Raw genomic sequence first — 21250 nt, 5'->3', positions numbered from 1 at the left:
ATGGACGTACTGATCGTCGGGGCCGGGTCGATGGGACGGTGGTTCGCGCGCGTAATCGACGCGAGAGTGACGTTCACGGACATCGATCCCGACGCAGCCGCCGCCGCAGCCGAAACCGTTGGAGGCGACGTGGCCGGTCTCGAGGCCGAGGACAGCTACGACGCCGTCTGTCTCGCGGTCCCGCTCCCCCACGTCGAGGCTGCGGTCGAGGGCCACGCAGACCGCGCAGAGCGAGCCCTGCTCGACGTCTCCGGCGTGATGGGGCCACCGCTGGCAGCGATGGCCACGTCCGCGCCGGATCTCGAGCGGACGAGTCTGCACCCGCTGTTTGCCCCCGATCGGGCGCCGGGGACCGTCGCCGTCGTCCGCGCCCGCTCCGGTCCCGTAACCGAGACCCTTCTCGACTCGATCGGCGCCCGAGGAAACGACCTGGTCGAGACGACCGCCGCCGAGCACGACGAGGCGATGGCAACCGTCCAGGCAGCCGCACACACGGCCGTCCTCTCGTTCGCGCTGGCGCTCGAGCCGGTCCCGGAGCGGTTTTCGACCCCGGTGTACGACGACCTCCTCGCGCTCGCTCGGCGGGTGACCGGCGGCACGCCACGGGTGTACGCGGACATCCAGCGGACGTTCGACGGAGCGGATGCCGTCGCGGCGGCGGCAGCGGAGCTCGCGGGAGCCGACGGCGCGGAGTTCGAGGCGCTCTACAGACGAGCCGGGAGCCGTCTCGAGGAGGCGACCAGCGGGGGTGACAGCCGATGACGGACCAGCGGGAAGCCGTGCGCTCGAACGCCCGCTACCTCCGAAACGTCCGCCCGATCGACCCCGAGGAGATCTGTGAGTACGTCGAGGGGACGCCCCATCCGGCCGTCGTTCGCCAGCACCTGCGTGAGGAGGCGACGGCGCTCGGCCTGATCGAACGCGACGACGGAACGTTCGTCCCGGTCGACGACGAGCCGGTCTCGCCGCGTCACGCGCCCGTCGAAGCCCTCCCCGACCGCTACGGGCGACGACTCGAGGAGTTTCTCACCGACCGGTACGGCCCGACCTGGTACGAGGGCGCCTCCGGCGACCTGCTCCGGTCGACGATCCGGCGGTTCAAGGCCCGCTACTTCGACGGACGCCCGGTCGAGTACGACGCGGACGTCGCCGCCGGCTACGCGATTTACCATCTGCCGGGCTACTACGCCGCCGTCCAGTACGCCCTCGACGACCTCGCAGAACGGGAGCTTCTCGGCCGGCAGCTCCGCGTCCTCGACGTCGGCGCGGGCGTCGGCGGCCCCGCGCTCGGACTGCTCGAGTATCTCCCGACGGACGCCCTCGTCGAGTACCACGCGATCGAACCCGGCGAGGGGGCGGACGTCCTCGAGGAACTGCTCGCGGAAACCGGGCCGAACGTCCACGCGACGATCCACCGGACGACGGCGGAGGCGTTCGAGCCCGGGCAGCTCGTCGACGACGGCGGTGGCTTCGACCTTCTCCTCGCCTGCAACGTCCTGAGCGAACTCGGCGATCCCGAGGCGGTCCTCGAGCGCTACCTCTCGACGCTCGCCGCCGACGGAACGGCGCTCGCGATGGCACCCGCGGACAGGGAGACGAGTATCCAGCTTCGCGAGATCGAGCGATCCCTCGAGGGACGACCGATCGTTCCCGGAGACACGGACGAGGAGCGACCCGTCACCGTCTATGGCCCGACGGTTCGACTCTGGCCGGGACGGACGCCGTCCGATCGGGGCTGGTCGTTCGACGTCAGGCCGGACCTCTCGGTACCCGAGTTCCAACGTCGGCTCGACGAGGCGGCGACCGACGAGGACCACGAGCCGGGCGAGTTCGTCAACGTCGACGTCCAGTTTTCCGCCTCGCTGCTCCGACTCGATGGAACCCGCCGTATCGAGATGGAACTCGACGGCGATCGCTGGGCAACGATGGCCGAGATGGAATCCCACGTCACGAACCGGATCGATCTCGTCGCCGCGAAGCTCAGTCACTCCCTGAGCGACGACGGTGTGGCAGCGACGCCCACGAACAGGAATCCCCTGTTCAAGATCAGCGACGGCAGCGAACGCGTCGACCACTACGCCGTCTGTACCCAGGAAACGTCGCTCAACCGACCGCTGCTCGAGGCCGCCTACGGCGACGTGCTCACGTTCGAACGGGTGCTCGTTCTCTGGAACGACGACGAGGAGGCGTACAACCTGGTGGTCGACGAGGAAACGGTCGTCGACCGGCTCGGCTGAGCCCCGACGCGTCGCCGGTCGCGGGCCGCGAGGGCGAGGCCGATCCGCGCGGTCGGAAACGGTGTGCTTTTCGCGGGGCTGTCCGATCGGAGGGTATGGACGACAGCGACGACCTCGAGATCCTCCTCACGAACGACGACGGCATCGAGAGCACCGGGATTCGGCGTCTCTACGAGGCGTTAACGCCGGTCGGCAACGTTACCGTCGTCGCTCCGGCGAACGACCAGAGTGCGGTCGGTCGGTCGATCTCCCACGAGGTCGACGTTCGCGAGCACGAACTCGGGTACGCCATCGATGGGACGCCGGCCGACTGCGTGGTCGCGGGCCTGGCCGAACTCGGCCCCGTCCCCGACCTCGTGGTATCGGGCTGTAACAAGGGCGCGAACCTCGGGGAGTACGTGCTGGGACGCTCCGGGACGATCAGCGCGGCAGTCGAAGCCGCGTTCTTCGGCGTTCCGGCGATCGCGACGTCGCTGTACGTTCCGACAGGGGATCTCGCGTTTCACGAGATCGAGATGGCCCCCGAGGAGTACGCCGAGGCGACTCGCGCGACGGCGTTTCTCGCCGAACACGCCCTCGAAAGCGGTGTCTTCGAGGAGGCGGCGTATCTCAACGTGAACGCGCCGGTCCCCGGCGAGGACCCCGCGCCGATTACGGTTACGCGCCCGTCGAAGCGCTACGAGATGGACGCGGTCCGAAACGGCGAGTCCATCGTTCTCCACGACCGCGTCTGGGAGGAGATGGATCCCGCGACGATTCCCGATCCCGACGGCACCGACAGACGGGCGGTCGCAGAGGGGAAAATCAGCGTCTCTCCGCTCACGGCCCCGCATACGACCCACCATCACGAGGCGCTCGACCGTCTCGTCAACACCTATCTCGAGGCCAACCGCGACCGGCCGTAAGGAGCCGACGGCCCGCTCCGGGCTCTCGAAACCGCCGACTCGAGTTGTTCCCGTTACTTGCAATGTGCAGGGGTAGGGCTATTTACTTCGACGGTGAACCTCTGGAGGCAGCGCTCCCGCGCGGACGGTACAAACATATAACATCGGGAGCATAAGATCAAGGTAGGAGTACGTCCAACTGGGAATAGTCCCGGTGGACGGTGATTGACAAGATGGTATTTAGTACACTATGGACCCGCATTTCGTCTCTCTGGCAGTCGGATTCGACGGAGGCCGCAGCCGCGGACCTCGAGTCCACCGACCACCCAGTAGACGACGGGTCAGATGGGACCGATGAAACGCTGAGTTACGCAGAACAGGTCGAGTACGGCGTCAACGAAAACGACCTCCCGGACGAAGATAAGATCCTCAGACTGCTCGTAAAGCGTGGTGGGCGAGTAGACGAGGCGACGATCGTCGACGAAACCGGCTGGTCCGCAGATCATCTGGCGGCGATAATCGACGAGATGGAGTCAGACGATCAGGTCAGCGCGATCAGCGTCGGCCGGAAGCGAGTAATCTGCCGACGCGGCTTCGAACCCAAGGGATACCGCTCGCACCTGAACGAGTGAACGCAGGCCGTTGTTTTCGCTGCGTCTACCGGACGAGAGACGTCTGAGAAAACACCCGTGATCGGTGTCGGCATTTCCGACTCGACACGCCGTGGTGACCAGTCCCTGTCCCTGGTCATTTGCTACCGTCGTTGGCCGAACGTATAAACGTCTGGTTCGGTCACAGTAGCTGAAATATCACGTCCGGAGACTACTTTCCAGGTGGAAGACGAGCACGTCGAGAACGGCCCCAAAGCCGACGCCGATAGTGACACCCCAGAGCAGGACACGACGCTGTCGGCGATGATCCGATGTCGACATCTGTTCAGGTCCGACGTGTTTCGGCAAAAGTACTCGCCCGGCATGTCGAAACCGGGACCTGACTCTACGGTACTCCCGGTCGATAGCACCGTTTATCAGATCGACCCACGCACACGGAAGCATGAACGTGCGACAGGTCGTCCCGCGGGACGCCATTCCCAGCATCGACGATCCCGTTTTCGACGCGGACGCCACCGGCGGCGACACCGGCGACGCGCTCGTCGTCGACGCAGACCCGCCTCGGGCGTACCCGTTTCGGATCCTCGATTACCACGAGATCGTCAACGACCGACTCGAGACGACGGACGACCCGATCGCGGTCACCTGGTGTCCGCTCTGTGCCAGTGCGGTCGTCTACGAGCGGTGCATCGACGGGCGCACCCTCAGCTTCGGCGTCAGCGGGAAACTCGCGGACGACGACCTCGTGATGTACGACCGTGAAACCGGAACCGAGTGGAAGCAGTCCGCCGGAACCGCCATCGCCGGTCCGCTCGAGGGGACCCAGCTACCCGCCCGTCCGGCGGCAGTGATGAGCCTGACGACGTTTCGCGATCGTTACCCCAACGGCATCGTCCTTCAGCCGGTCGAGGGTGCCGAGAGCGAGGCCGCGAGCGACGACGACGAACCGGCCCCGATCGACTACGGCGAACGCCCCTACGCCGACTACCTCTCGAGCGACGCCGTCGGTCTCGCCGGCCACCGCGGCACCGAAGACGATCGAGCCTGGGACAGATCCGATCTGGACCCGAAAGCGATCGTCTGTGGCCTCGAAGTCGAGGACGAAGCGGTCGGCGTTCCGCTCCCTTGGGTCCGCAACGCGGGCGGCGCCCTCGAGACGACCGTCGGCGACACGCCGGTCGCCGTCTTCGCCAGCGAGGGCGGGATCCACGCCTTCGAACGTCCGACCTCCGGCCTCGAGTTCGAACGCCGTGACGACGCGTTCGTCGCCGATGGCACGACCTGGGATGGCGTGACCGGACGGGCAGCCGACGGCCGCCGACTCGAGCGCGTTCCCGCCCGACGGCTGTTCGCGTTCGCCTGGGTTGACGACCACGGCCAGGATGCGTTCTGTGACGACCCCGATACCGCCTGACTCGGTTTGAACGCCCGGCTCGAGACAGTTCGGGTTGTAACTCCGTCCGCGGCGAGGTAGAAACAATCTCGGGCAGCCGATCACGGACCCGGTATCGGCTGAGAGGGCCTGTAGTCGACGACGGCTACTTCATATCCCGCCGGCTGTCACGGTCGGGCATCGTCGAAGGGCGTTTGACGGCCCGCATATCGGCTCGCTTCGACGGCGAGGGGGAGACGGTCGAATGTCTGGTTCCCGAGGACGACGAGTCCGTTTGGCCGAGGAGTCCGTCCTCGTCGCTTTCGTCCGCCTCCGTTTCGTCATCCTCGTCCGCCTCCGTTTCGTCATCCTCGTCCGCCTCCGTTTCGTCGTCGCTTTCATCCTCCTCGTCGCCGACCAACCCCTCGAGCTGTGCCTTCGCCTCGCGAAGGTCCTCTCCGAACCCGTCGAACGCACCGTCCATCGCCGACTGAACCGATTTCTCGAGGGTACCCTCTTCGCTTTCCTCACCGTCTTCGTCCGCCGCCGTGTCGTCCTGTGGCTCCGCATCTGACTCGACCTCGCCGAGAAGTGCCGATTCGGCCGCGACCGCTTCGCGGACGTCCTCGAGGCCTTCCTCGAACGCGCTTTCGTCGCCGCTCTCCCATCCGTCCGAGAGCTTCGAGAGCTTCGTGAGCGCCTGCAGGGTCGCGACCTTCTCCGAATCCCCCTCAGCGATCGCCTGTGGGATCGACTCCGGCTCACTGCCGTCGGGAAGCGACGTCAGCGAGAGCGCCTCGAGCAACGACTCCGAGTCCGTCTCCTCGATCAAATCGGCGACCTCGTCGGCGACCTCGCGGAGTGGATGCTCCTCGTCGTCCAGCAGCGCCGAGTCGTCGTCCGGAAGCGACTCGAGTTCCGACTCCGCGTCCTCGAGCAGTTCCTGAATACGGTCGTCGAGGTCAGGGCTCATGATTCAGTGGAGTTCTCGTCGTCCCCGTCGGTAACTGTTTCGATGATCCTCTCCGTCATCTCCTCCTGGCTCAGATTCGCCTTCACGCCGACCTGTTTCGCGATCGACTGGAGGTCACGGTAGGACATCACCTCGAGGAAGTCCTCGAGGGTTTCTCGACGCAGGTTCTCGAGGTCTTCGACCGAGGGCTCTTCTTCATCGAAGTCGGCGATACCTTGCTCCTCAGCCTCTTCGCTCTCCTCGTCCTCCTCTGCTTCCTCGCCCCCCTCTGTCTCTTCCTCTTCCGGAGCCCCCTCTGTTTCTTCTTCGTCCTCGTCCGATTCGTCTTCGGTACCGATCGCGGGTACTGCATCGGCGTCCGCGAGGTCGAGTTCCTCGTCGTCCGCAAGCGGTTTGAGCATCGATTCGAGGGTTTCGCGCCCGTCGCCATCGCTGAACGCGCCGACGACCCCCTCTCTGATCGCGCCTTTCAGGTCGGCCCCGATCTCACTCGGGCGTTTTTCCTCCTCGAGCCCCGTTTCGATCGTCTCGTGGACGGTTCGGCCGAGCGACTCGCCGATCGCTCGGCCGAGACGCGCGCCAAGTTCGCCGCTGACGGCGGCACCGATCTCGCCCGCATCGATGCTGTCTTTGAGGCTCCCGCCGCTCAGGAGCTTTTCGACGCTCATCTGCTCGGTTACCTCCTCGACCACGAGTTCCTTGAGCGTCGACTGCTCGCTCACGCAGCACACCTCGCGGGAGTCCGCCGCATCGGTGTAGGGTCAGTCCGAATCATCGTCGCTCTGGTCGTCGTCCTCATCACTCTCATCGCTCTCTTCTTCCGCCTCGCTTTCGCCGTCTTCCTCACCTCCGCCCTCACTACCGCCGTTCTCGTCGTCAGCATCTCCCTCGTCTTCGGCCTCCTCGCTGTCCGCTCCGTTCTCAGTGCTTTCGAGAATCTCCTCAATCAGCATTTCACCGATCAGCTGACCGACCGCCTCGCCGATCATTCGGCCGACGACCTCGCCGATCTTCCCGCCGAGTTGCTCACCGAGCGGACTCTCGTCGTCGAGGGCCCCCTCCCACTCGGTCCCCTCGAGGATGTTTTCGATGTCGATCTCGTCGATGATCTGCTCGTAGTCGACTCGGTCGACAAGTGATTCGTCGCTCATGCTTCGGCCTCCGCTTCCTCCTCGCTCTCGTCCGACTCCGATTCCTCGTCACCGATCGCCTCCTCGGCCATCGAGCTGGGTTTGTCCAGGAACTGGCGAACGAGTTCACGGACGACGCCGGCGATGATTTCCTCGAGTGGAAGCTGCTGAACCGCGTTCGCCAGTACCTCCCGGATCTTCTCACCTATCGACGACAGGGCGCTCCGCAGCCGCCCCGCCCCTTCCGACTCGCCGTCCTCACCGTCGCCGGAGCCGAACAGTCCAGTGAGCGCTTCGAGGATCGAACCTTTCACGCCGCCGAGCATCGAGCCGGGGCCCCCATCGAGGAGTCCGGACACCGCCTCGAGCAGGTTCCCGAGCAAACGGTTCGATCCCGGCTGGGCGGACACGTTGAGGACGACCTCGTTCAGGTCGACCTCGAGGCCCAGCACGTCGAGGAACAGCCCCTCGAGATCGAGATGAACGAGATCCGCTCCCTCTTCGTCACCGTCTTCATCCCCTTCCTCTTGCTCGTCGGCTTCTTCCTCTTCAGGCTCCTCATCCTCCGACTCTTCTTCATCTGCCTCTTCTTCGGGCTCTTCCTCCTCTGACTCTTCTTCTTCGGATTCTTCGTCGTCCGACTCTTCTTCCTCCTCCGTCTCGTCTTCCTCCTCGTCCTCCCCACCGTCCGTCAGCAACCGCTTCGAATCGTTGTCATCACTCGAGTCCGCATCCATAGACTGCGATCCGGCCGCTCCAGAGCCAGTCTCGTTCTCGGTCTGTGTAATGTTGTCTGCGACCATCGGATATCCATCAGTCTCGACCACAGACGGTCCCGTTGTCCTTGGGCTTGCATGTGCTGCAGCGATGATCTCCTGTATTTCAGCGCCAGTAAGGAGTGTCAATCGGAGAATCGATTAGCCCAATTCACTAGTACAATGATATTATATAATATTATACTTCCAATTACTTCTCAATTACTGAATTTTTCCTGCGCAGATTGCTGAAGTACCTCTTTGAGAGTCCCATCCTCTTCGAAATACATTACTATGCCCACAGAATTCATGTGGAAATATATCCCCCGGCGATTTGAAAATACCGTAACACGAACGAAAATCTGGTGGGTCAAATGAGACTAGCACAGTCGGTAAAGATTACTCTGGCACATGCCTGGAGAAGAAAGCCCCTGGTCTGGGATGCTACAGTGCTGAGAGTGCACGTCGAGCCGAATTGCGCACAAGTCTTCTCGAGGCATCTATCTCGCCGTGATACGTGCTCCCGTTCAATCGAACGATGTAGTGATGATCTTCGAGACACGCAACCACCTCTTCGGTCGTGTAGGTGTGTGGTTGTTCGATTTCGGAGCCACACAGTTGTCGCGCTCCAAGGGACATTCCATCGCCAAGCTGTCCACTAGAGCCGATCCAACAGACGCTAGTCGGCTGGAAATAAATCGAAACCCTGTGTTCATCAATGCCGACAGAGGTTATGTCGAGCCGTATGGGAGGGAAATCACCCATCCGATTGACGACAGTGCATGTCGGATCACCAATAAACTGATACGGTGTATAGTGCTCGATTTCTGCGATGCGTGTGCTCTCGAGGAGCGAGAAACCCTTCTGGAGGGATCCTGCAAGTCGGATGATACTGGGGGCGGGTAGCCGCGCCTCCGTGAGCATGCCTGCAACAGCCCCGTGACGAACGCACTGTCGGCCGATATCGGTCCGTCCTGAGCCGGCTAGTGCGAACGCACTCGCGCCGAAAGCGCGTTCCGCAGCGGGGTCAACTATGCCATCGGCACACTGAACCCCCTCGTTAGTGACTGGCAAATCACAGTAGAGAAACTCACACGGCGTTCGAAGCGCTTGCTCGAGCGTGTCTCTACTTGGTTTCGTAATGACTGAAATCCGATCCGGCTCGAGACGTGTCTGGGACGAGGCATTCGAAACGAAAGACGATAACTGTGCACCGCGTTCCGGAGTAGTGATGAACACGAACCGAGTTTCGTCTGGCACAGGCCGGGTACGCTGAAGCGCGTTCTCAAAAGAGTCGCCGATAATCTGGCTGCATCCGTTTGGGATGGGCGACTCTGCATACGCTGACACCGCACACGCGGTATTAGTTATTCTCTCAGGCTCGCGGCCCAATTCGCCGGTCCGAATCCGGGCTAGCCGGTTACAAAGGTGTGGTAACAGGGAGACCTGAGACGGCGTCGCAGGCACGATCGCGTTCAGCGGCCATTTCGGAAGGTAGGGATCAATCAGTGACATTGGGACCTCGAGATATTCCAGGAGTTGGTCGGAGAGGGATTCCCCGTACAGGTTTGGCGGATAGAACGGGAGTTGCGAAGCGAGTTCTTGATACTCGATCCGTGGGCAAGTATAGTAGCCGCCAATACGTGTAAGAGAGTCGAGGAACAGACACGTACTCAACACACGGTTGACCGATTGCTCGAGTGTTTCTGACGAGGTCCGCAACGATTCGACGTACCCATTCTCGAGATGTAGTGCCGCTCGCGAACCGGGTTCCACACCCGCCCCGAGATAGAACGCGAGCGGAGAAACGCGATAGATGTCCGCATAGTTCGGAGGTACAGTAATGGTCAGACCGGTATCGGGCTTCGAGAGCGTATCGGGGATCGTCAGGTCCTCACCGCAGCTAATCCGCGGTGGGTGTCCCCGAATCGACGGCCACGATCGTTCACAGGAGAACTCCTTGATCGAGGAACCGAGATACGATACCGCCTTCATCACTTCGAGTGGGTCGTCCGGGACAGTGATTGTTCCCTGCGGACGAGTATGGAACGACCGAGCACCAATCGTGACGGGAGTGTCGGTCTCAAAGGAGATTTCCAGTGAGGCACTGTTCGAATCGAGGTGTGGATACCTTGCAGAAAACGCACTCCCCGAGAGACGCAAATAGATCTTTACTGGCCCAGATAGTTCAACGAAATAAGTTCCGCTGGGAATACGGCGTTCCTCTGTGGTAAATTCGCCGAGGTTTTCGCCAGTTTCGTCGCGGAGATACGCGTCACTGTGTGGAGGAAGGGACAGTTCCGTTGTGCTAATCGTAACTGCACGATCCACGGGAAAGACAAAAAGATCAGTCAATGCTGGTTGTACTACTGGTTCAGCGCTGGTCTGGATCCGAAATGTTTGCTCTTCTAGCTCATCGTGGACGCATACAGCCTCGCCGTCTGCCCTAAAGGTGATAAATGACTCGTCACCAACCATTGTTAATAACTATCCAACACAGCAACATATTTGTCTCGGTTCGTCGACAGAGAGCGTGTATGATATAGTCTGACACACAAGGGTAAGAGAACGACACCACTGACTTTGAGAACGGAACCTCCAGGCACATTCGTCACGAGACACAGTGTCATCACTCCCATCTGGTAGAGATGTAGAGCAATGCGAGGAGACAGAGACCGACGATGACGAACAGCAAAACCGTCGGTACTACCGGGAGGTTCATAACGATAGTTCGTCTTCACGGCTAAAAGCAACGTCGGTTATCGGTGGGATCTGTTCATCGGCTGTAGTATGCCGGTTCATGCGGGTCGTTGTAACATTTATCCATGATCGCTGTCCCGGCCGAGCGACTCCTGGTAACGAATTACAGCAAACCGTATCAGTCCCCGAAAACACACTCGGTCAGGTTTCACGCGTTTTCGATTCGCTCGAGCGCATCGTCGAAGCATTCCGGCGGCTGCGCCCCGACGAGCGTTCCAGCAGCTTCCGACTCCGGGTCAAAGACGACGAGCGTGAGAGTTCCCGATATGCCGAACGATGACGCCAGTTCCGCGTCGGCGTCGACCTCTTCCTCGAGTTCCGGTCGTCGGCCGTCGAGACACGACTCGAGGGAATCAGCGTCGATAGCTGGAACGGATCGGGTGTACTCGAGGAGGTTTTCAGTCGACGCCCAGCCGGAGTAAATCGTGTCGGACCGTGTGAAATAATAGGTGCTGCCAGCACCCAGAGTGAGAGGCCCCGCCAGCAAGGAGGGCACGGCGGGTTGGCTGATCGAACGACATTGAGACGGATGTTTCCGCTCCGGGGTTGTAATGGAGTCGTCGATTTGCTGGATCGGGGAACCGTAACTGGCGATTTGAGTGGTCACCCTGTTGGATCGAATGGATGAAATTGCGCGACGCTGCCTGGAAACTCCTGGCAAACCTCTCCGGAGCGGTTTCGTATCCCCTCGAGCGGTGTGCGAGAACGACGAAGGTGACGAGATGAGAGATCACGGCTTCTTTCGCCCACTCGTGTCGGATGGGCGGGCGATGGTGTGGGGAGCGGCCGTCGGCGTCGGCACGTTCTTCCTGATCGGACTCGTTACCGAGCTCATCCCGAACCCGTTTTTCGTTCGGATGGTTCCACGAACGCCGGTCGATTACCTGTTCCTGACGCTAACCGCACTGCTTGCCGGTGTCTACACCGCACAACGTCTGGCGACGACCACCATCGAAACCGCAGACGAAGTGAGCGCCTCAAGGGGCGAAGATCACTGGGCGTTCGGCGGTCTCGTCGGCGGGTTCCTGGCGGTCGGCTGTCCGACCTGTAACGTCGTGCTGCTCGCACTGTTCGGTTCGTCCGCGCTCGTGACGTACTTCGACCCGTTACGACCGCTCCTCGGCGCTATCGCAGTGGCGGTTCTGGCGGGACTCATCTTCGTACGTCACGAGCGGTCGTGTCCGGCCTGCGAGCCGTGATCGTTCGCGAGCGCCCACCGACGAATAGCGCTGAAACCGACACCGTGGGTCAGGGGCCACCACAATCGATTCGAGGCTCTCGAGAACGGCTGGTCGGTCGAGAGGGGGCGTCGGTCGGTGAGAGAACCACCGCACCGGCCGGAAGTCAGGTACAAAACGGTAGCGGTGATTCACCGGTTCGGCGAATCGTGGCCTATTTGTCGCTGAACGACGGCGGATATCGTGTGCACTCCAGGGGTTCCTCGGATTCGGCGGCGATATTCCAGATTCTCGCGGACGAGTACGCCCGGAAGATACTCCTCGCAGCTGATCACGGCCCGAAAACCGCGAAAGCGCTCAGCGAGGAGTGTGACGCCTCGCTCACGACGATCTATCGCCGGGTATCGACGCTTCAGGAGAACGGTCTCATCGAAGAACGACACACTGTCGACGCCGACGGTTCCCACCGAAGCGAGTTCGAGACGACCCTCGAGGAACTCCACGTCCACATCACCGGCGGCCAGCTCTCGATGACGGTGGAACTCCGCGACGAACTTGCGGACAGTATGGCCGACCTCTGGAGCGATATGCGGGGTGAGGAGTGATGGAGGCGTCGTTCCTGCTCGCCAAACTGGTCACGCTCGTCCTGAGTCTCGTGATCGCGTATCTGTCCTATCACGGCTATCGTCGGAGCGGACAGACGCCGATGCTGTACGTCTCCGGCGGGTTCGTCTTTATCGGGGCCGGCGCGATCTGTGAGGGACTCATCTACCAGCTGCTGGGGACGACGATCGCGTCGGCCGCCCTCGTCCAGGCGGTCATCGTCTCGAGTGGGATGGGGCTCGTTCTGCTCTCGCTGACGAAATAGTCGAGGGTTCGCGAGCAGCGATCCCGCCACCGTCGTGTCATACTGCTGCCGTGTCCCGGATTGTCGGACGTTTCGACGCCGGAGAAGCGCCTTTTCAATTCGCGGCGCAGTTGTTCGGGCCGAGCTCGAGGGACTCGACGTCGCCGCCCGGCTGTTCGTTGCCCCAGTTGATCTGCTTGATCTCGTTGTAGTTCGCCGGTTCGTCCGCGAGGCTCTCGACGATCGTCTCGACGAACGCCTCCTCGTCGCCGTCTTCGACGTAGCTCAGGAGTTCGTTGGTCGTCTCCTCCCGAAGCTCGCCGAGTGCGGTCGCCAGCGGGCGGATCGACTCGTCGCTGAAGTGGCCGGGCAACACGACGGTATCGTCGGCGAGCGTGAGCAGTTTCTCGAGGCTATCGAACAGCTGGCTCGCGGCAGTCCGCACGGCGTCTTCCGAGCCGTCCTCGAGGTCGGGCCGACCGACGCTACGGAGGAACAGCGTATCACCGGAGAGGAGCGCATCGCCGAACTGGAAGGAGACGCTACCGGGCGTGTGTCCTGGTGTGTAGATCACGTCGAGTTCGCGCTCACCGACGGTGATCGACTCGACGTCCTCGAGAGCGGTGGTATTCTCGAGCGACCCGGCGTCGTCCCCGTGGAGGTAGTAGGGGACGTCGAGTTCGCCGGCGAGTCGACGAGCACCGGAGACGTGGTCGGCGTGGGCGTGGGTGTCCGCGACCCCGACGATCTCGAGGTCGCGTTCGTCGGCCGCGTCGAGGTATCGATCGACGTACTGGCTCGGGTCGACGACGACCGCCTCGTCGCCGTCGTGAACGAGATACGAGACGCAACCCGTTCCGGGGCGAACGATCTGAACGATGCCGTCGACGGCGTCGACGGCGTACTGACGATGGACGCGCCCCCAGCCGTTCATCCCGTCGTCGATCGATTTCGCGTCGAATCCGTGTTCGCGGAGGAACGCCGCGGCGCGTGCCGACGTGACTCCGGCGACACAGACGACTGCGATTTCCGTGTCAGTCGGGAGTTCGTCCAGCTGTGTCTCCAGCGTGGAATAGTCGTACTCCAGTAGCTCGTCGTAGATGGGGAGGTTCGTGCTCCCGTCGATCTGCCACTCCTCGTAGTCCTCTTCGTTTCTGACATCGAGGATGAATAGGTCCTCCGCCCCGCCCCCATTATTCCGTTCGGCGACGGTCACCGGCTCGAGATTGGTATTGCTCATCCTACCCAATTCTACACGATGGCGAGTATTAAATCCGCTGGTCAGGCGGACGATCGTCGATCGACTGACTAATTGTCGCCTCGCAGTCAGTTACTTATCAGGTCGCCGTCGTGACTGGTCGTTCGCGTTCACGGTTCCGACGGCTGAGAGGCAGGGGAACGAACGATTCGGTCAGGCAGTGATCGGTATATTCGTGGGAGTCAGCGCTACGTTCTCCCTCGCTAACTCTGGGCGGGGGCGTCGGTGTCGACGGGTTCGTACTTGTCCTCGAACTCCTGGATAAGCTGTCCCATCTTGGCATACCAGTCGTTGAGCATCCGTTGCATGTCGCGTGCGACCTGCGACGGGTCGGTCGGGAAATAGACGTGGTAGTAACCGCCCTGGTCGTAGTTGATCTGTTCTTTCTGGATGAACCCGCTCTGAAGCAGTCGCTGGATCGATCGGTAGGCGGTCGACCGCTCGCGATCGACCTGGTCTGCGATCTCGTCGATCGTCAGCGGTTCGCCGTGTTCGACCATCACCCGGAAACAGTCCTTGTCGAGCTGTTTGAGTCCGTGGATGCACTCCAACAGCCCCTCACACTCCATATCTTGCTGGAGTTGCTCTGCCATCGAATCTGCCATAGTGTTAGCTCGAGGTAGGAGCCACTCCGGTATAAGGGTTGTGCGAATATTGTACAAAGTCGATGAACAGCCGCAACGAGAACGTCTCCGGTCGCCAGAGCGCTACGCGACCGTATTTTCACCGTCGTGACGACGCTGGTCTCGAGCGACACGAATTTTGCACCCTGTTCTCGCCTATACCTGAACAATCGAATCCGGAGATAGAGGGAGGCAGCGTTGCTCGGACTCCTCGAAAACGGGTACTGGGAGATCCCGGCCGCTGGTGGGGACTCAAGGTCGCCTTCCATCTCGTGAGAGTGTCATTTTCGGCTTTCCCACCGTGATCACCCATCTCGACGAGATCGGTATCCCACCCACTGCAGTGGGTACACCCGTAAAATTCGTTCCTGAGAGACCACGAATAACACACGCTGACCGGCTCCTCGATCCGGAAAGCCAGCAGAGACCTCCATAAACTGCTTGCAATGAATTGCTGGCTTTAAGTGGCCACAGAATAGCTGATCAGAGGCATTGACTAGGGGGCCCTGTCTAACCGTCTTGCTGCCAAAGTGAAGTGGTAGACCGAGCACTGGCTAATCCGGGTGTCCGCATCAATTTTCGATGCAGCGCTTGCGGCCACAAGTGGCCCATAACCTTCTGGAATTACCTCGAGTACCAGTGCTCACCTCCGGAGCAGTCTCGAGTACACGATAACCTCGCCTCCAGTTTGCGCCGACGGGTGGGCAATCGCACCAATCTCAGAATGTGGTACAGCCGACTCCCGCGGACGAACTCGCGAGTCATCGAGCTACCTCTAGAGGAGAGACCCGCGTCCCGCTCTGGCTCCAGCGAAATCGTTCCCTTCGCGGGCCGATACTCTCCGTGGGCGACAGGCCCAAGTTCCCACAGCACACACCCGAAAACCGGGAAAATGCACGCAACCGCAATCGATCACGTCAACCTGTCCTTCCCCGATGATCGCCTCGACGAAGTGCTCGACTTCTACGTAGATACGCTCGGGTTCGAAACGGGGTTCGACGATCCGCGCGAAGCGATCCAGTCCGATCCGGGCCTGTTTCCGATCTACCTCGGTGACAGCGTTCGTCTTTACGTACGCCCGACCGACTCGTTCACTCCGCCCGACGGCTCCTTCCGGCACCTTGCGCTCCGGATCGGCGAGGCACCAGAAACTGTCGAACGCCATCTCCGAGACGAGGGAGTCACCGTTCAAAACGAAGCAACGCGCGAACGAGAGCAGTTCGGCTCTTACACGTCCTACTACATCACCGATCCGTTCGGCTACACGGTCGAACTCATGGCAGTCGGCGGGTAGCGGTTCGTTCGTCGCAAAATCAGAGGTGCTGCAAGAGTATGAACCAGCCCGAGACGGTCGCTCACTTCGTTCGCGCTGCGCCACGTCTAGTTCAAATCCTTCGCGGCCGGTATCTGTCGCTCACGGACTAGTTCGCGACAGAAACATGGGCGCTGCAGGATTTGAACCCGCGACAACTTGGTCCGAAGCCAAGCACTCTGTCCAGACTGAGCTAAGCGCCCTCGCATCCGAATTCCCGTCGACCCCGTATAAGTCACTCGATTCGAGTCGCTTCGGGACAGAGGAGCCCCGCGTGGGGATCGTGTTTCAGCCGGGTCCCAAGCGACTCGTCGTCGCCGCTCGAGGTGCTCACTGGCGGCGATCCCGGACGGTCGTCCCGATTGACACAACCGAGTGCGAACGACCTACTGGATCTCCGTCGAGGCCCACACGGTCTGTGATCTCCGCGACTGGCGGTAGTACCGCCGCTATTCGCGGTCGTATCGGACCGTTTATACCCCGTCGCTGACCAGTCCCGAGCATGGCTCCGGGGGAGACTGCTCGCGGATTACTCGAGTTAATGCGACCGATAAACGTCGTCGCTGCGAGTGTGTTGACCGCTATCGGTGCATTCGTTGCGGGCGGTCTCGGTCAGTACCCTCTCGAGGTCGGTGCGGCAGTTGGTGCGACCGCGTGCGCGGTCGGTGCAGGCAACGCGATCAACGACTACTTCGACCGGGAGATCGATCGCATCAATCAACCGGAACGCGCTATCCCGCGGGGAGCAGTGAGTCCGCGCGGTGCGCTCGTCTTCAGTAGCGGTCTGTTCGTCGTGGCGGTCGCCCTCGCCCTGGTGCTCCCGCCAGCAGCGATCGCGATTGCGGCGGTGAATCTGATAGCGCTGGTGACGTACACGAAGCTGTTCAAGGGATTACCGGGGCTCGGAAACGCGCTGGTCGCTGCCCTCGTCGGGAGCACGTTCCTGTTCGGGGCTGCCGCAGTCGGGAACATCGGGCCGGCAGTCGTCCTGTTCGTCCTCGCGGCCGTATCGACGCTTACCCGAGAGATTATCAAGGACGTCGAAGACGTCGACGGTGACCGGAAAGAGGGGTTGAACACCCTGCCGATCGCGCTCGGAGAGCGTCGGGCACTGCTCGTCGCCGCCGGCTTGCTCGTCCTCGCGGTTCTGGCGAGTCCGGCGCCGTACCTTCTCGAATACTTCGGCGTCGCGTACCTGCTCGTCGTGGCTCCGGCCAACGTCGTAATGCTGTACGCGGCCTACGAGAGCTTCACGGATCCGACGGCCGGCCAATCCCACCTGAAGTACGGCATGTTTCTCGCTGCACTCGCGTTCATCGTGGGTCGGTTGGCCGAGTTGCCGGCCGGCTGAAAGACGATCTGCGGTCGCGATGACGCCGGTTCTATTCCCCGCTTCGGAGGAAGGGTGTTGATCAAAAGTACTATACCTTCCTTGTGATATTTTCATACCGTACTGCAGCAACCGGTACGTGGGTGCTGGTCGTCGCACGCTACAAACGAAAGTGAGTATCAGGCATGTATGAACTACCCCCTGCCCTCGAGGCGGCCAAAGTCACTCCCGGCACGAACGTTCTGATCACAGGGCCACCGCTTTCGGGTAAACGACGGCTTGGCCTCGAAGTGCTTGCAAGCGGTATCGAACGGGGTGACGGATCGATCATCGTAACGACGAAAGACGGTGCGCAGAGGGTTCTCTCCGCACTCACCGAACTCGTCGACGACGTCGACGACTCGAGCGTCGGCGCCGTCGACTGCGTCTCGAGGCAGCAGGGGACCGGTACCGAAACCGATCCGCGGATCAAGTACGCCTCCTCCCCCGTGGATATGACCGGTATCGGCATCAAGCTCTCCGAGTTTCTACAGGAGTTCTACGAGGACCACGGCCGGACCGAAAATCGCATCCTCCTCCACTCGATTTCGACGCTGCTCATGTATTCGGATCTCCAGACGGTCTTTCGATTCTTACACGTGTTTACCGGCCGCGTCCAGAGCGCGAACGCGCTCGGCGTATACATAATCGACTCGACCTCCCACGACGAACAGACGATGAACACGCTCACACAGCTCTTCGACGCCGTTATCCAGGTCGAAGACGGAGAGCCGACGATGGAGACGGCGGGTCTCTCTCTGTAGCGACACGCGGTGGAAACCGAACCCCCTCGAACGTTCCGGAGAGACGGTCGAGAACACCGTCGCTCGTCACCGACAGTGTTCAAAACGGCGTACGAGCAGTCGACTACCCCTCCCACTCCTCGAACGAACGATAGATCCCCTTCGAGAGGTAGCGCTCGCTCGAGTCGGGGAACACCGTTACGACCGACTCGTAGGGAGTATCGATCTCGCCGTCGGCGATCTTTCCGGCGACGTGTTTCGCGGCGGCGCTCGCCGCACCAGCGCTCGAGGCGACGAGGTGTCCTTCCTCGCGGGCCAGCCGTATGAGCTCGTCGTGGGCCCGTCGGTCGGGAACGGCGAACACCTCGTCGACGAGGTCTGGTTCGAACAGTTCGTTCGTGTCGGTGTTGTGGGTGCCAATCCCCTCGATCTTGTACTCGCCTTCCGTCCGCTCTTCCCCGAGAAACTCGCCGTACAGCGAGCCTTCGGGTTCGACCGCCGCGACGTACGTTTCGGCGTCCTGTTCTCTGGCGTAGCGGGCGATCCCCATCAGCGTCCCGGCGGTGCCACAGCCCGCGACGACGGCGCCGACGTTTCCGTCGAGCGCCTCGTAGATCTCCGGGCCGGTCGTCTCGTAGTGCGCTTCGGTGTTGAGCGGGTTCGCGAACTGCTGGGGAACGACGGCGTCCTCGAGTTCCTCGGCGAGTTCGTGGGCGCGGTCGATCGCGCCGCCCATCCCGTCGTCGGTCGGCGTGTTGATGATCTCCGCACCCAGGGCCGCCATGAGCTGCTGTTTCTCGACGCTGAACCGCTCGGGGACGACGAAGATGGCGTCGAGTCCGAGCTGTTCGGCCGCGATCGCGAAGCCGATCCCCGTGTTACCGGCGGTCGGCTCGACAACCGTCCCGCCGGCCGCGAGGTCGCCGCGCTCGAGCATCCGCTCGAGCATGTACTTCCCGATGCGGTCTTTGACGCTCGCTCCCGGGTTGAACGACTCGAGTTTCGCGTACACCGGCACGCCCGAGGGCGCGTCGTGAATCCGAACCAGCGGCGTCTCGCCGATGGTTTCGAGCACCGAGTCCAACGGTCGCTCGTGGGTCGTCATTATCGGGGCAAATGTTGCCCCCGTTGTTAGGTCTTGCCATCACGGGTTCGCCTGCGGGCGAATCCCGTCTTCTCACTCGCCGCCGGTCGACGTCGCTGACTCGTTGCTGACTTCATCCGCCGCCTCGCCCGCGCTTTCGTCGTCGGCTGCACTCGCGTCGTCGGCCGCGTCGAGGTCGTCGATCGCGACCTCCGCGAGGATCTCCTCCCCGTCGAGGCCCTGTTCCTCGGCGAGGGCGAGCAACAGCGCCCGCTGTTCGGTGAGCTGATGGTCCATCTTCTTGACGGTGTCGTGGGTGTCGTCGACCTCCTCTTCGAGGTTGATGATCCGGCCCTGGAGCTCCTGGACCTGCTTGTACATCTGTTCGGCGCGATCGGAAACCATCTGGATCTTTTTCGCAGTGCTGCCGAGTCCCATACGTACAGCATCTATCGTCCACCTAATTGGGCCTTTTCCTCCTGTTCGCGTCGTAACACAGCCTCGAGCGCGGGCGATCGACAGCAGACGCGAGGAGCTAACTGCTGCCCTCGCTGCGCCAGGATCGTCGATCTTAATGCGACAGCGCGCCGACGCCTCGCGTATGCGCCCCGAGCAACGGCCCCCCACCGCCGGTATCGTCGCGGCGATCTCGTATCTCGTCGCCGTTTTTGCGCCGTACCTGCTTCTCGCCGAGGCGGAAACCGCCGCGCTCCCCGCCTACTACGACTTCGGCTTCGCGGGGCCGCAGTTCCTCTCGGTGCTGGCGCTCGTCGGTATCGTCCTCTTTGCCGCCGGCAGAGAGCAACGGACCGCACCCGACTACGTCGCCGGGCTCACCCTCGTTCTCGGCATGATGCTCGCGGCGTTCGTCGCGATCTGGGCGGTTTCGGTCCCCGAAAACGTCGTCCTCAGCATCGGTGAGGCCTCCTGGCTCGAGTACCACCGCTGGCTGGTTCTGCTTACCGCAGTCGGGATGGTCGCCTGCTCGCTGTGGTACGCAAAGAGCCTCGAGTTGCTGTGAGCCGCCCGATTACCCCCCAGCGGAGCGGCCGACGCCGCCCTCGCGCTCTCTGGCGTACAGCTCGAGTGCCGTTTTGAACGTTCCGAGCAGGATCGGCCCGAAGAACAGCCCGACGAAGCCGAAGACGGCGACGCCGCCGAACAGTCCGACGATGACGAGCGCGACGCTCAGATCGGCGCCGCGGCCGACCGTGAGCGGCCGGAGGTAGTTATCCGAGAGGCTCACGACGACCGCCCCGTAGGCGAACAGAAACCCCCCCGAGAGCGGCTGTCCGACGAGGACCAGATAGATCGCGACCGGTGCCCAGACGACCGACGCGCCGATCAGCGGCAACAGCGCGAGGACGAAGGTAAGGATGCCGAAGAAGGCGAGGCCGGGGACGCCGACGATCGCCAGCCCGAGCACCGTCAGGAGCGCCTGGACGAGCGCGACGGCCGCGTTGGCGACGATCGACACCCACATCAGCCGATCGATCCGCGCGATCAGTTCGGTCTGGAGCGCCGGACGCAGCGGCACCACCGTCCGGAGCCAGTCGATGAGTCGATCGCCGTCCCGAAGCAGCGAGTAGAGCACGAACAACAACACGGTGACGCCGATCAGGAACTCTGGTACGCCCCCGACGATCACCGCCACGTCGTCGACGAGCCCTCGAAGCGCCATCCCCGCCGGCTCGCGTACCGTCTCGTAGGTCGACTCGAGGTCGACCGTGAGGCCGTACTCGCCGAGTCGTCCCTCGAGTTCGTCTGCACCTAACTCGCCGGCTGCCACCGCGTTCGCGAACGCGATCGCCTGCTCTACGGCGACGGCCACGAGCACCGCAATCGGGATCAGGATCGCCACCATCGCGATCACGAGGAGGACGAGTGCGGCCGTCGTCGCACCAATGCGGGGCTCGAGGCGGCGCTGCAGCGGTGCCAGGACGTACGCGAGCAGGATCGCGATCAGGACGTACTGGAGATACGGGAGGACGATCAACGCCGAGAGGAAGCCGACGCCGACGATGAGCAGCGCCAGCCAGAGTCGATCGCTCGAGCGGAACTCGTCCGAGACGGGTGGTGTCATAGAGAGCATACACCGACACCGGGTATGATAT

23 protein-coding genes, 1 tRNA gene and 1 pseudogene are annotated in these 21250 nt (G+C 62.2%); 12 read left to right on the top strand and 13 right to left on the bottom strand.

Going from position 1 to position 21250, the window contains the following annotated elements; genetic code table 11:
• The 4 genes from AC6I6S_RS13495 (at window position 1) to AC6I6S_RS13480 (ending at window position 3753) form a co-directional block, all read left to right on the top strand.
• Window positions 1–762, top strand: coding sequence for a prephenate dehydrogenase (locus AC6I6S_RS13495; protein ID WP_497950816.1), 762 nt, complete (start codon window positions 1–3; stop codon window positions 760–762).
• Window positions 759–2237: a small ribosomal subunit Rsm22 family protein gene (locus AC6I6S_RS13490; protein WP_497950815.1), complete on the top strand. Its 1479-nt coding sequence runs from the start codon at window positions 759–761 to the stop codon at window positions 2235–2237. Before AC6I6S_RS13495 ends, AC6I6S_RS13490 begins: the two co-directional genes overlap by 4 nt.
• 95 nt (window positions 2238–2332) lie before the next feature.
• On the top strand, window positions 2333–3142 hold the full coding sequence (gene surE / locus AC6I6S_RS13485; RefSeq protein ID WP_497950814.1) for a 5'/3'-nucleotidase SurE: 810 nt from the start codon (window positions 2333–2335) through the stop codon (window positions 3140–3142).
• A gap of 212 nt (window positions 3143–3354) precedes the next feature.
• Window positions 3355–3753, top strand: a complete 399-nt coding sequence (locus AC6I6S_RS13480) for a helix-turn-helix transcriptional regulator (RefSeq protein WP_497950812.1) — start codon at window positions 3355–3357, stop codon at window positions 3751–3753.
• A 177-nt stretch (window positions 3754–3930) separates the two neighbouring features.
• Here the strand turns inward: AC6I6S_RS13480 and AC6I6S_RS13475 are convergent, their stop codons facing one another.
• Window positions 3931–4053 carry a hypothetical protein gene (locus AC6I6S_RS13475; protein ID WP_497950811.1) on the bottom strand — a complete coding sequence of 41 codons (123 nt, stop codon included), beginning with the start codon at window positions 4051–4053 and terminating at the stop codon, window positions 3931–3933.
• Window positions 4054–4174: 121 nt separating this feature from the next.
• Here AC6I6S_RS13475 and AC6I6S_RS13470 point away from each other — a divergent pair, with 121 nt between their 5' ends.
• A complete protein-coding gene (locus tag AC6I6S_RS13470) occupies window positions 4175–5146 on the top strand; it encodes a DUF3179 domain-containing protein (RefSeq protein ID WP_497950809.1) in 972 nt (323 codons plus the stop codon).
• Window positions 5147–5270: 124 nt separating this feature from the next.
• Here the strand turns inward: AC6I6S_RS13470 and AC6I6S_RS13465 are convergent, their stop codons facing one another.
• From AC6I6S_RS13465 to AC6I6S_RS13440, 6 genes and pseudogenes are all read right to left on the bottom strand, one after another.
• Window positions 5271–6077 (bottom strand): hypothetical protein, encoded by an 807-nt coding sequence (locus AC6I6S_RS13465; RefSeq protein WP_497950808.1) that lies wholly within the window; start codon window positions 6075–6077, stop codon window positions 5271–5273.
• Entirely contained in the window at window positions 6074–6799 is a 726-nt protein-coding gene (locus AC6I6S_RS13460) for a hypothetical protein (RefSeq protein WP_497950807.1), read from the bottom strand. Before AC6I6S_RS13460 ends, AC6I6S_RS13465 begins: the two co-directional genes overlap by 4 nt.
• Window positions 6800–6838: 39 nt before the next feature.
• A complete protein-coding gene (locus AC6I6S_RS13455; RefSeq protein ID WP_497950805.1) occupies window positions 6839–7228 on the bottom strand; it encodes a hypothetical protein in 390 nt (129 codons plus the stop codon).
• A complete protein-coding gene (locus AC6I6S_RS13450) occupies window positions 7225–7944 on the bottom strand; it encodes a hypothetical protein (RefSeq protein WP_497950804.1) in 720 nt (239 codons plus the stop codon). The genes AC6I6S_RS13455 and AC6I6S_RS13450 overlap by 4 nt, the downstream gene beginning before the upstream one ends.
• Before the next feature lie 462 nt (window positions 7945–8406).
• A complete protein-coding gene (locus tag AC6I6S_RS13445; RefSeq protein WP_497950802.1) occupies window positions 8407–10440 on the bottom strand; it encodes a hypothetical protein in 2034 nt (677 codons plus the stop codon).
• A gap of 430 nt (window positions 10441–10870) precedes the next feature.
• Window positions 10871–11140: pseudogene (locus AC6I6S_RS13440) on the bottom strand (DsbA family protein); the annotation flags it as partial.
• Between the two features lie 304 nt (window positions 11141–11444).
• On the opposite strand from AC6I6S_RS13440, the gene AC6I6S_RS13435 reads away from it, so the two are divergent.
• The 3 genes from AC6I6S_RS13435 (at window position 11445) to AC6I6S_RS13425 (ending at window position 12768) form a co-directional block, all read left to right on the top strand.
• A complete protein-coding gene (locus AC6I6S_RS13435; RefSeq protein WP_497950801.1) occupies window positions 11445–11921 on the top strand; it encodes a hypothetical protein in 477 nt (158 codons plus the stop codon).
• Between the two features lie 224 nt (window positions 11922–12145).
• Window positions 12146–12505, top strand: coding sequence for an ArsR/SmtB family transcription factor (locus AC6I6S_RS13430; protein ID WP_497950800.1), 360 nt, complete (start codon window positions 12146–12148; stop codon window positions 12503–12505).
• Complete coding sequence (locus AC6I6S_RS13425) at window positions 12505–12768, top strand: DUF7521 family protein (protein WP_497950798.1); 264 nt, start codon at window positions 12505–12507, stop codon at window positions 12766–12768. The genes AC6I6S_RS13430 and AC6I6S_RS13425 overlap by 1 nt, the downstream gene beginning before the upstream one ends.
• A 94-nt stretch (window positions 12769–12862) precedes the next feature.
• Here AC6I6S_RS13425 and AC6I6S_RS13420 read toward each other — a convergent pair whose 3' ends face one another.
• Window positions 12863–13987, bottom strand: coding sequence for an MBL fold metallo-hydrolase (locus tag AC6I6S_RS13420; protein WP_497950796.1), 1125 nt, complete (start codon window positions 13985–13987; stop codon window positions 12863–12865).
• Between the two features lie 221 nt (window positions 13988–14208).
• Window positions 14209–14610: a helix-turn-helix domain-containing protein gene (locus AC6I6S_RS13415; protein WP_497950795.1), complete on the bottom strand. Its 402-nt coding sequence runs from the start codon at window positions 14608–14610 to the stop codon at window positions 14209–14211.
• Window positions 14611–15520: 910 nt separating this feature from the next.
• Here AC6I6S_RS13415 and AC6I6S_RS13410 point away from each other — a divergent pair.
• Window positions 15521–15922, top strand: a complete 402-nt coding sequence (locus tag AC6I6S_RS13410; RefSeq protein ID WP_497950793.1) for a VOC family protein — start codon at window positions 15521–15523, stop codon at window positions 15920–15922.
• A 146-nt stretch (window positions 15923–16068) separates the two neighbouring features.
• Here AC6I6S_RS13410 and AC6I6S_RS13405 read toward each other — a convergent pair.
• Window positions 16069–16143: transfer RNA gene (locus AC6I6S_RS13405), tRNA-Arg, on the bottom strand.
• 299 nt (window positions 16144–16442) lie between these two features.
• Between AC6I6S_RS13405 and AC6I6S_RS13400 the strand changes: the two genes are divergently transcribed.
• The gene (locus AC6I6S_RS13400; protein WP_497950792.1) at window positions 16443–17291 is read left to right on the top strand and encodes a geranylgeranylglycerol-phosphate geranylgeranyltransferase; all 849 of its coding nucleotides are present in this window, start codon (window positions 16443–16445) and stop codon (window positions 17289–17291) included.
• Between the two features lie 164 nt (window positions 17292–17455).
• Entirely contained in the window at window positions 17456–18073 is a 618-nt protein-coding gene (locus AC6I6S_RS13395) for an RAD55 family ATPase (protein ID WP_497950790.1), read from the top strand.
• A gap of 103 nt (window positions 18074–18176) precedes the next feature.
• On the opposite strand, the gene AC6I6S_RS13390 is transcribed toward AC6I6S_RS13395, so the two are convergent.
• Window positions 18177–19157 carry a PLP-dependent cysteine synthase family protein gene (locus AC6I6S_RS13390; RefSeq protein WP_497950788.1) on the bottom strand — a complete coding sequence of 327 codons (981 nt, stop codon included), beginning with the start codon at window positions 19155–19157 and terminating at the stop codon, window positions 18177–18179.
• A gap of 72 nt (window positions 19158–19229) precedes the next feature.
• Complete coding sequence (locus AC6I6S_RS13385; protein ID WP_497950786.1) at window positions 19230–19574, bottom strand: DUF5798 family protein; 345 nt, start codon at window positions 19572–19574, stop codon at window positions 19230–19232.
• Window positions 19575–19737: 163 nt separating this feature from the next.
• Here AC6I6S_RS13385 and AC6I6S_RS13380 point away from each other — a divergent pair, with 163 nt between their 5' ends.
• Window positions 19738–20157, top strand: a complete 420-nt coding sequence (locus AC6I6S_RS13380; RefSeq protein ID WP_497950785.1) for a DUF7548 family protein — start codon at window positions 19738–19740, stop codon at window positions 20155–20157.
• Between the two features lie 9 nt (window positions 20158–20166).
• Here AC6I6S_RS13380 and AC6I6S_RS13375 read toward each other — a convergent pair whose 3' ends face one another.
• The gene (locus AC6I6S_RS13375) at window positions 20167–21219 is read right to left on the bottom strand and encodes an AI-2E family transporter (RefSeq protein ID WP_497950783.1); all 1053 of its coding nucleotides are present in this window, start codon (window positions 21217–21219) and stop codon (window positions 20167–20169) included.
• Between the last annotated feature and the right edge of the window lie 31 nt (window positions 21220–21250).

This window comes from Natrononativus sp. DTA114 (assembly GCF_059736515.1).
Note: the sequence above shows the minus strand (reverse complement) of the source record. Positions and strands in the feature narration are given on the sequence as shown.